An 8,875-nucleotide genomic window follows, 5' to 3' on the forward strand; every position below is an offset into this window, starting at 1 on the left:
GTGCAGCCGAGCTGGCCTTCACCGGCGAAACGGCCCTGCCACCGGCCACACCCGTGGCGTCCGCATCCAAGGGCGTCGCCCTCAAAGTCTCAGCCCTAGGCCTGGCCAGCGCCGTCGCAGTCACCATGGCGATCGCCGCGGTCGCAGCCCTCACCCCGCAGGACGCACCACCGACAATCGCGGCGAGCGCTCCGGATGCAGCCCTGCCAGCCCCTCGACCGGCCGTCACCCCGCCGCCCACGCCTGGACCCGTTGCCGGGGTTCCGACCAACCCTGCACCACCGCCGACGGTCGCGCCGCAGCCCGACCCTGCAACGCCAACCCCACCGCTCTCCCCCGCAGACACCCCACCCACGGCCGGCACGGCACCGACGCCACCACCAGCCAGCGCGCCACCAGCTCCCGCCCCGCCCGCCCCAGCTCCGCCGCCGAGTGCCGTGCCCTCGGCGCCAGTGATCATCTCGCCCCGGCAAGACGTCGTGAAATCGGACCTGCTCGTGGTGCATGGAACCGCGGACCCAGGTGTGGCGATCACGGTGCAGCTCGTCGACGCGGCCGGACACGTCGCCGCTCAGGCCTCGGATTCTGCGAACCCGTCCGGGGTCTGGACCACGCCGATGAAGATCACCGGAGTCCCCGACGGGCAGTACACCCTCGCCGTGACCGCCACCCTCGGTGCACAGGTCAGCCAGCCCGCTTCAATGCCGGTCACCATAGGCCGCACGCTGCCGGACGTCGTCGTGACCGCGGTCGACGGCGATGGGCGGCTCTTCCCGATCCTGACCGGCACGGGCAGTCCCGGAGCGACGGTGCACGCCGCCGTCGGATCGGCGGAGAGGACCACATCGGTGGATCCCCAGGGGAACTGGACGATGACCGTCATCGACGGGCTCACCGCCGGCGACAACACCATCGCCCTGACGCAGACCCTCTCGGGCCACACGTCGTCGCCACTCGCCGTGAGCCTGCCGATGCGCGCACCCGTTCTCTCTCCGGCGTCCACATGGAGCGGCGTCGTCTTCGCGGGCGACGCGGGCGCGGGCATCGAGCAGCGCACCGACGGCGGAGCATGGGTGCCGGGCATGCTCGACACGACAGGCCAGCTCACCGTACCGATCCCCGCGGGGACCGCGATCATCGACGTCCGCTACGCCCAGGCCGACCGGTACGGGCTCACCAGCACCCTCGCCATCCCCTGACCGGCCTTGCCCCGATGCTGCTCTGGCGGCGTTATGTCTCCCCGCGACCCGGCAATGGGACGCTGGTGAACATGAAGACTCTGCTGCTCGCGCGTCACGCCGAAGCTGCTCCTGCGGCGTTGGACCTGACCGATCACGACCGGCCTCTCAACGACCGTGGCGTTCGAGCGGCGCACGCCATGGCCCAACGCCTGCTAGACGAGGGCATCCGTGTGCAGCAGGTGGTGACGAGCCCGGCGATCCGGGCACGCAGCACGGCCGACGCCTACGCTTCGGCTTTCGATCTCCCCGTGATCGAGAACACCGCACTCTATGTCGCTTGGGACTCCCCTAGTGGGATCCTGACCGCTGCATCGTCACTCAACGATGATCTCGACGTCGTGCTGCTGGTCGGCCATGCACCGGGCATGGGGTCTGCGGTCACGAGGCTGACCGACTCATTGGTGGAACTCCCGACCTGTGCGGTCGCGGAGTGCTCGGTGGAAGTGGACTCCTGGGGCGAGCTGGTCAACGGGTCTGCGCGGCTTGCTCGGTTATTTCTGCCGGGACGCTGACTGCCGGCTTCGGGGAAGCGGTCGCTCATCATGCTGGTCTCGAGCGGCGAACACAACACCCGGATGCGCAGGCACTTCCACCAGCCCAACCTCTTCTTCATCCGTCGTCGCGCCTGCGGCGCCTGAGCACAGCACCGATCGATGACGGCAGTCACCCTGCTGCATCGTCCGCGCGCTCAGTCGGCATTGCGAGGGCGGAGTTTCAGCGTGTGGCGTGCTCTCGCGTGTCGTCGCTGTGCGCGACGAGCGGACGCCAGCTCTGCCTGACGCATGACACGAAGCCTGGGGAACAACACGCTTCCCGGATCCAGAGACATCAGCGGGCGGATGGCACCCACACCTGCCACGGTCGGCGTCATGCGTCCGTTCGCGCGGCGCACCAAGCCCACTGCGACAAGCCGCCCGAGAACGGCTCGACGACGAATTCTCCGGAACGAATCGAAGGGCGAGTCAGTGCGCAGCAGCACGCCCTCGTCGACGCCTCCGTCGGTCACGATGCGATTCAGCATCGCCCACTGCCCCGCAGAGAGGTCGACTCCGCGCCCCACCCCACGCCTCAGTTCGCGCTGCACCTCGACGTCCAGCGCATACTCGCTCATCGCGTTCAGCGTCGCCTCGTCTCGTGGAGACGTCGTCGAGTAGTTCATACATGGGAGACGTCGAGATCCTCGATCTATTACGCGAACCGACGCCGTGGCCCTGGCTCAGCGGAGGCCCGCCGTAGAGCCTCCGCGTCGCTGAATCGGCGTCCACCTGTGAAGTCTTCCGCGTCTCCGGCGGGATCCCCGCTGCCCTTCTTCTCAGCTCGCCTCATCGGCCGCGGCCCGCGACACGGCTTCGCGCCAGACGAGCTGGAGCGCGCGAGCGGACCGCTCGTCCACGCCCGTGAACACCGGCCCGGGGCCGGGGTCCAGGCTCGGTCGCCCTTCGGCATCGAGCACGCACCCGCCCGCCTCCGCGACGACCAGCAGAGCCGCCGCATGGTCGAGCGGACTGTAGCGGTGCACCATCGCCGCGACGCCCCGCCCCAGCGCGACACCGGCGAGCGTCGCTGTCCCCGACCCGGGGATGCGGACGGTGCAGTGCCGATCCGCGAGCAGGTCGAGCATGCGGCTCAACCCGGGCCACGCGGCGGTGCCGGCCAATTCGGTGGTGACGATCACGCCGGACAGCGGATCCTCCCCCGTGCCCGGCGCAGACGCGAGCCGGCTGCCCCGCCGCCACGTGCCTCCCCCCTCCCCGGCGATGACAGGCACGGGGGTCGAGACGCCGTCCCGCGCCTCACCGACCGGATCCAGCACCGCACCGACGACCGGACGCCCGTCCTGCACGAGGGCCAGGGAGAAGCTCGTCCAGGGAACTCCGTTCGCCAGGTTGGCGGTGCCGTCCACGGGGTCGAGGTACCAGCACGGCCTGGTGCCGTCGCTCTCGCCCCCTTCCTCCTCGCCCACGACGTCATGCGAGGGGAACTGCGCGCGGAGCGCGATCCGCACGCCGCGCTCGATCTCTCGGTCGATGCGGGTGACGTGATCGCCCGGATCCTTCTTCGTCTGAACCGGCCCGATGCCATCAATCCGGGCCAGCGCCGTGCACTCGGCAGCCCACTCGGCCAGCTCCCGCACGATCCCGACCGTGCGCTCCCGCTCGTGCGCGTCCGGCGACCCGGTCTGGAGACCGGCGACGGCGGCCCGCAGGCGCGGCAGCACGTTCGTCGTGATCGAATCCACACCGAGCCGTGCCAGATGCGCGGCCTGCGCCGGCTCATCCACGGTCCAGACCGCGACCTCGATACCTCTGGCGTGCACGGCGGAGACGAAGTCCGCGCCGACGATCAGATGCGGAGCATTCACGACGCTCGGTCCGATCTCGGCGAGATCCTCCGCGGAGGGCGGCAGCGGGCTCGCCCAGGGCAGCCAGATCGCCGCGTCCGGAAGCACCACCCGCACCCGGCGCATCGCGTCGAGGTCGCCGCACCAGGCCGTCGCCGTGTCGGCCGGGGACGAGCGCACGACCTCTGCGGCCGCCTCGGCCGGCGCCGCCTCGTCCATGTCGATGAGCAGAACGACGCCGGTGCCGTGCAGGAGGCCCAACGCCTCCGACAGCAGCGGGATCCGACGCTCTCCTCCGCCTCGCTCCCTGACCTCCGCGAGGTCGAGGTCGGCGATCGCCGTCCGCTCGCCCCACAGCCGCTCCAGGGTCGGATCGTGCAGCAGCACGACCGCGCCGTCCCTCGTCCGGCGCACGTCGACCTCGATCCATGCGGCGCCCGCCGCAACCGCCGCGCGCAGCGCCGCGAGCGTGTTCTCCCGCGCACCGCCCGCGTCCTCCCCGTGCAGCCCGCGGTGGGCGACGAGGCGGGGCGTGCCCAGCCGGGTCATGCGAGCACCCGCCGCTCCGACGCGGCGACGGCGCTCGAGCTCGCCGGCCCGGATCCGAACGGCACCGGGCCGTCCTGTCGCGCGGAATCCGGATCCAGCACCCCGTCCCGGTAGCGCAGCGCCCTGACGACGCGCGCACCGACGACCGCGCCCGCCCCGGGAACGGCACCGGACGCGAACGCCCGCAGCTCGAGCCCCTCTCGCACGTTCAGGACGATCTCCGCGAAGTGCCCGTGCGGCAGCACGCGCGAGACGGTGGCCGTCTCCGTACCCGGCGCCCCGACCGCTTCGAGGACGATGTCCTCCGGCCGCGCGATCCAGTGCACCCCGTGCTCGACCGTGCGGAGATCGGGGTGCGGGATGCGGTTGCTGGCGCCGATGAATCCGGCGACGAAGTCCGTCGCGGGGCGCCGATAGAGCTCGGTGGGCGTGGCGACCTGCTCGATCCGACCCCCGTTCATCACGGCGATCCGGTCCGAGACGACCAGTGCCTCCTCCTGATCGTGCGTGACGAGCACCGTCGTGATCCCCAGTCGCTGCTGGATGTCTCGGATCTCCTCCCGCACCCGAACCCGCAGTTTCGCGTCCAGGTTCGACAGCGGTTCGTCGAGAAGCAGCAGCGAGGGCCGGCGCACCAGCGCACGGGCGAGCGCCGCGCGCTGCTGCTCGCCGCCCGAGATTCGAGCCGGACGGCTGTTCGCGTGATGCGAGAGGCCGACGAGCTCGAGCGCCTCGGCCACCCTGCGCGCGATCTCGGCGCGCGGCGTACGGGCGATCCGCAAGGGGAAACCGACGTTCTTGGCGACCGTCATGTGCGGCCACAGCGCGTAGTTCTGGAACACCATCGCACTCGGCCGACGCTCGGGGCCGAGCGCGGTGACATCCTGCTCGCCGACTCCGATCCGCCCCGAGTCGGGAACGAGGAACCCGGCGATCATGCGCAGCGTGGTGGTCTTGCCGCACCCGGAGGGACCGAGCAGCGAGACGAGCTCCCCCGGTGCGATGTCGAGGTTCAGATCGTCGACGATGGTGCGCCCGCCGAGGACTTTGGAGAGCCCTTCCAGGCGCAGCCCGGACGGGGCGGCATTCGCGATGTCGGTGGACATGGGAGTTCCTAACGGATCTGGAAGCCCTCGGCCAGCTGCCCGTCCATGATGTATTTGCGGGTCAGCAGCAGAAGGACGACGGAGGGGAGGGAGAGCAGGATCGCGAACACCGCGGCCACCTGCTTCGGATAGTTGAGGACGAGCGTGTACATCTCTGTCGGCATGGTCATGAACGTCGGTGCTCCCACGAGGTAGGTCCCCTGCGCCTCGTCGAACGAGGCGAGGAAGCTCATCACGCAGGCGACGAGAATCCCCGGGAGCGCGAGCGGGAGCGTCACCGTGAGGAACGTCCTGATCCGGCCGGCACCGGCGTCCCTCGCCGCCTCCTCGAGGGATCTCGGGACCGCCGAGAACGCGGCCGCCGGGATCCAGGTCATGAAGACGACCGTCCCGATCACGTGCACGACGATGACGCCGAACGCGGTCCCCATCAGGTGCAGTCCGTAGAAGACGGTGGCCATCGAGACGAAGAGGCCCATCTTCGGGAAGGCATTCGTGGCGAACAGGCCGATGAGGAAGATCCGGCGGCCGGGGAACCGGAACCGGGAGAACGCGTAGGCGGCGGGCAGGCAGACGATCGCGGAGACGAGCACGGTCACCGGTGCGAAGAACAGCGTGTTCTGCATCGAGGCGAACAGCGTCGGGTCGGAGAAGACCACCCCCCACCAGCGCATCGTGAAACCGTCGGGCAGCAGGTTCGGATACGTCCAATCGCTCGCGAAGGCGTGCATCCCGAGCCAGATCAGCGGTCCGAGGACGAAGAGCGCGACCAGAGTCACGAGCACGGTGGCGAGGAGCCGCCCTCCGGCGCGGCGCAGCAGTGCGGGCATCAGGCTCGTCCCTCCTTCTCCGCGGTCCGGAAGTTCGCCCACACGTACAGCGCGGCGACACCGGAAGCGATCAGGAACACGACCACGGCGATCGCCGCCGCCTGCTGCGGATGGTTGAAGGACTGGAAGTACTTGCTGATGTCCACGCCGAGCTGCTGTGGCGCACTCGGCCCCGTGAAGTACGGGACGGTGAACTGCCCGAGCACGCCGATCGCGGTGAAGGTCGCGGCGATGACCAACGGGATTCCCGCCATGGGAACGAGAATGCGGCCGATGATCGCCGAGGTGGAGGCGCCCGCATCCCGAGCCGCGTCGATCAGCGCATCCGGGACGCCCTGCATGCCGGAGGCCGCCATGAGCAGCGCGAACGGCAGATTCACCCAGACCGAGGCGATGATCACGCCGGTCACCGTGAAGCCGAGGACCGGCCCCTCCCCGCCCCACTGCGCGAACAGACTGCGCACGAATCCGTCGCCCGAATAGAAGGTGAGGATGGCCCACGACGCGATGACCACGGGGATGAACAGCGGCACCACCCCGAGCCCGGAGAGCACGCTCCCGGCCCATCCGCCGCGAAGGCGCAGCGTCACCGCGATCCCGATCGCCAGCGCGAGTGTGAGGACCGTCGTGCAGACCGTGACCAGCACGGTCGCCACGAGATCCCTGCCGAAACGCGCATCCGCGAAGAGGTCCGCATAGGCCGCGAGCGTGAAGGGCGCTCCCTGGTGCACGTCCTGGCCGATGGCTGCGACGGTGCTGTTGAGGCCGCCGGTCATCCCGAAACTGAAGCCGATCGCCAGTACGACGGGCAGACCGACGAACAGCGCAAGGAGCAGCACAGGCGGCAGTGCGAGCGAGAACCCGGCGGCGGCACTGCGACGCTCGGCCCGCCGGGCCGGGGCGACACCGGGGCGCGCGCGGTCTGCGCGCACCCCGGTCGACAAGGAGGACTCGATCACGGGACCCGGGAGTCCCACTGGTTGGCCATGTCGCCGGCGACCTCGGCGAAGTAGCTCGGGCGCAGCGCGGAGGGGTCCGCGTCGGCGAAGGCCTTCGCCGTGTCGTCCGGGAGCTTCTTCACGTCGATCACGGGGTAGCCGGAGATCTTCTCCGCGATGATCCGCTGTCCGGCGGGGCTCAGCACGAAGTTGACGAGGTCGATCGCGCCGGCCGTGTTCTTGCTGGTCTTCGGGATGCCGAGGTACGACGCGGATCCGGTGAAGCTGGGGCCGCTGATCTGCGTGTACTTCACCGTCTTCGGGATGAGGCCGTTCTTGACGGAGGTCATGATCTGGTCGCTCCACACGGGCGCCATCGAGATCGCGCCCGTGCCGAGCAGATCGATCACCTGGGTGTTGCCGTTCGGGTAGACGCCGTTCTGGTACATCGAGGCGCCCAGCTGCTTCAGGCGGTCGAAGCCCTTCGCCCAGCCGGCCTCCGCGGCCGTGTCGTGGCCGGTTCGCAGAGCCTGCTGCTCGGCGTCCGAGAGGTAGCTGTCCAGGACCGTCGTCACGAAGGCGCCACCCGAGCCGCCGGTCGCGGGCGAGTTGTAGGCGAACTTGCCCGGGTTGGCCTGGATCCAGGCGAGAAGCTCGTCGAGGGTCTTGGGCGGCGTCTGGACCTTGGTGCTGTCGTAGGCGAGGAGCACCGAGGAGGCGCGGTAAGGGATGCCGGTGCCCTTGCCCGCCTTGACGGTGGCCGCCGGGACGTCGGCGAGACCGGAGACCTTGCCGTCGATGTCGAGCAGCGTGCCCGCCTCGGTGGCGCTGCCGGTCACGAAGCCCGCATCCACGAGGTCGTAGCCCGGTGCATCGCCGGCTTTGGTGGCGGTGACCAGCTTGGCGACCGTCTGCTGGTCGTGCTCGCCGTGCAGGTCGATCGTGGTGCGCACCGAGGCGCCGGGGTGCGCGGATTCGTAGGCGGGGATGATCCCCTTCTCCCAGAGATCCTGGACGTTGGTGTCACCGGAGATGAACACCGTGAGGGAGCCGGCGCCCGCAGAGGACGCGGGGGCGCCCGCGGAGCTCACCGGCGCGCAGGCGGCCAGGGCCACCGCAGCGGCCGCGAGGCCGAGGGGGATCGAGAGGACACGCTTCTTCATCGCGGGTTTTCCTGCTTTCGTGGAGGAATCGAACGCTTCGGGAAGGAATGCAGATGGGATCCCTGATCTGGATCGCATCGTTTCGATTGAAAGCGCCGGACGTGACGAGGGCGTGAACTCGGCATGTACTCTCCGTGTGAGCAGACGGAACGAAACGATGCGATCCACCGCTTCACTAAGGTGGCCCTCGTGGATCAGGTTCGGTTCTCCCCCGCACGGGGGCGTGGGCGCCAAGGGCGCGTCACCATCGCGGACGTCGCCGACCTCGCCGGGGTATCCACCTCGACGGCGTCACTCGCCTTCCGCGCCCCGGATCGCGTGCAGGAGGCGACGCGCCGCGGCATTCTCGATGCGGCGGAGGCTCTCGGCTACGAGGGTCCGCACCCCGTCGCCAGCTCCCTGCGAAGCGGGCGGACCGGCATCGTCGGCATCGTGATCACCGATCGGATCCAGCGGGCCTTCGGGAACCCGGTCGCGCAGGCGACCATGAACGGCCTCGCCGAGGTGCTCGATCGCGAGGGCTACGGAATGCTCCTGCTTCCGGGCCGCGATCCCCGCAGCGGCGGCCCGGTGCTGCTGCGCACGCTTCCCGTCGACGCGATCGTCTTCGCCACGCGCGGCGAGGCCGCCGACGCACTCCTGCCGGTAGGACGGGCGCGGGGCGTGCCGATGGTGGGCGTCGAGGGTCCGCACGAGGACGACGTGAC

Annotated in this window: 9 protein-coding genes; 3 read left to right on the top strand and 6 right to left on the bottom strand. The window is 70.0% G+C overall.

Going from position 1 to position 8,875, the window contains the following annotated elements; genetic code table 11:
• Window positions 1-497 precede the first annotated feature (497 nt).
• A complete protein-coding gene (locus B7X32_RS15070) occupies window positions 498-1,199 on the top strand; it encodes a hypothetical protein (RefSeq protein ID WP_292721274.1) in 702 nt (233 codons plus the stop codon).
• Window positions 1,200-1,270: 71 nt separating this feature from the next.
• Window positions 1,271-1,753, top strand: coding sequence for a histidine phosphatase family protein (locus tag B7X32_RS15075; RefSeq protein WP_292721277.1), 483 nt, complete (start codon window positions 1,271-1,273; stop codon window positions 1,751-1,753).
• Between the two features lie 176 nt (window positions 1,754-1,929).
• Here the strand turns inward: B7X32_RS15075 and B7X32_RS15080 are convergent, their stop codons facing one another.
• From B7X32_RS15080 to B7X32_RS15105, 6 genes are all read right to left on the bottom strand, one after another.
• Complete coding sequence (locus B7X32_RS15080; protein WP_292721279.1) at window positions 1,930-2,400, bottom strand: hypothetical protein; 471 nt, start codon at window positions 2,398-2,400, stop codon at window positions 1,930-1,932.
• Window positions 2,401-2,553: 153 nt separating this feature from the next.
• Window positions 2,554-4,131, bottom strand: coding sequence for an inositol monophosphatase family protein (locus tag B7X32_RS15085; RefSeq protein ID WP_292721281.1), 1,578 nt, complete (start codon window positions 4,129-4,131; stop codon window positions 2,554-2,556).
• Window positions 4,128-5,237: an ABC transporter ATP-binding protein gene (locus tag B7X32_RS15090; protein ID WP_292721284.1), complete on the bottom strand. Its 1,110-nt coding sequence runs from the start codon at window positions 5,235-5,237 to the stop codon at window positions 4,128-4,130. The genes B7X32_RS15085 and B7X32_RS15090 overlap by 4 nt, the downstream gene beginning before the upstream one ends.
• An 8-nt stretch (window positions 5,238-5,245) precedes the next feature.
• Window positions 5,246-6,067, bottom strand: coding sequence for an ABC transporter permease subunit (locus tag B7X32_RS15095; protein ID WP_292721286.1), 822 nt, complete (start codon window positions 6,065-6,067; stop codon window positions 5,246-5,248).
• On the bottom strand, window positions 6,067-7,026 hold the full coding sequence (locus B7X32_RS15100; protein WP_292721288.1) for an ABC transporter permease subunit: 960 nt from the start codon (window positions 7,024-7,026) through the stop codon (window positions 6,067-6,069). The genes B7X32_RS15095 and B7X32_RS15100 overlap by 1 nt, the downstream gene beginning before the upstream one ends.
• Window positions 7,023-8,168, bottom strand: coding sequence for an extracellular solute-binding protein (locus tag B7X32_RS15105; RefSeq protein WP_292721291.1), 1,146 nt, complete (start codon window positions 8,166-8,168; stop codon window positions 7,023-7,025). The genes B7X32_RS15100 and B7X32_RS15105 overlap by 4 nt, the downstream gene beginning before the upstream one ends.
• A gap of 189 nt (window positions 8,169-8,357) precedes the next feature.
• Between B7X32_RS15105 and B7X32_RS15110 the strand changes: the two genes are divergently transcribed.
• Window positions 8,358-8,875 (top strand): LacI family DNA-binding transcriptional regulator (locus B7X32_RS15110; protein WP_292721294.1); only part of this gene is annotated, 518 nt, incomplete at its 3' end.

Origin of the sequence: Microbacterium sp. 13-71-7 (genome assembly GCF_002257455.1) — a bacterium.
Lineage (GTDB): Bacteria > Actinomycetota > Actinomycetes > Actinomycetales > Microbacteriaceae > Microbacterium.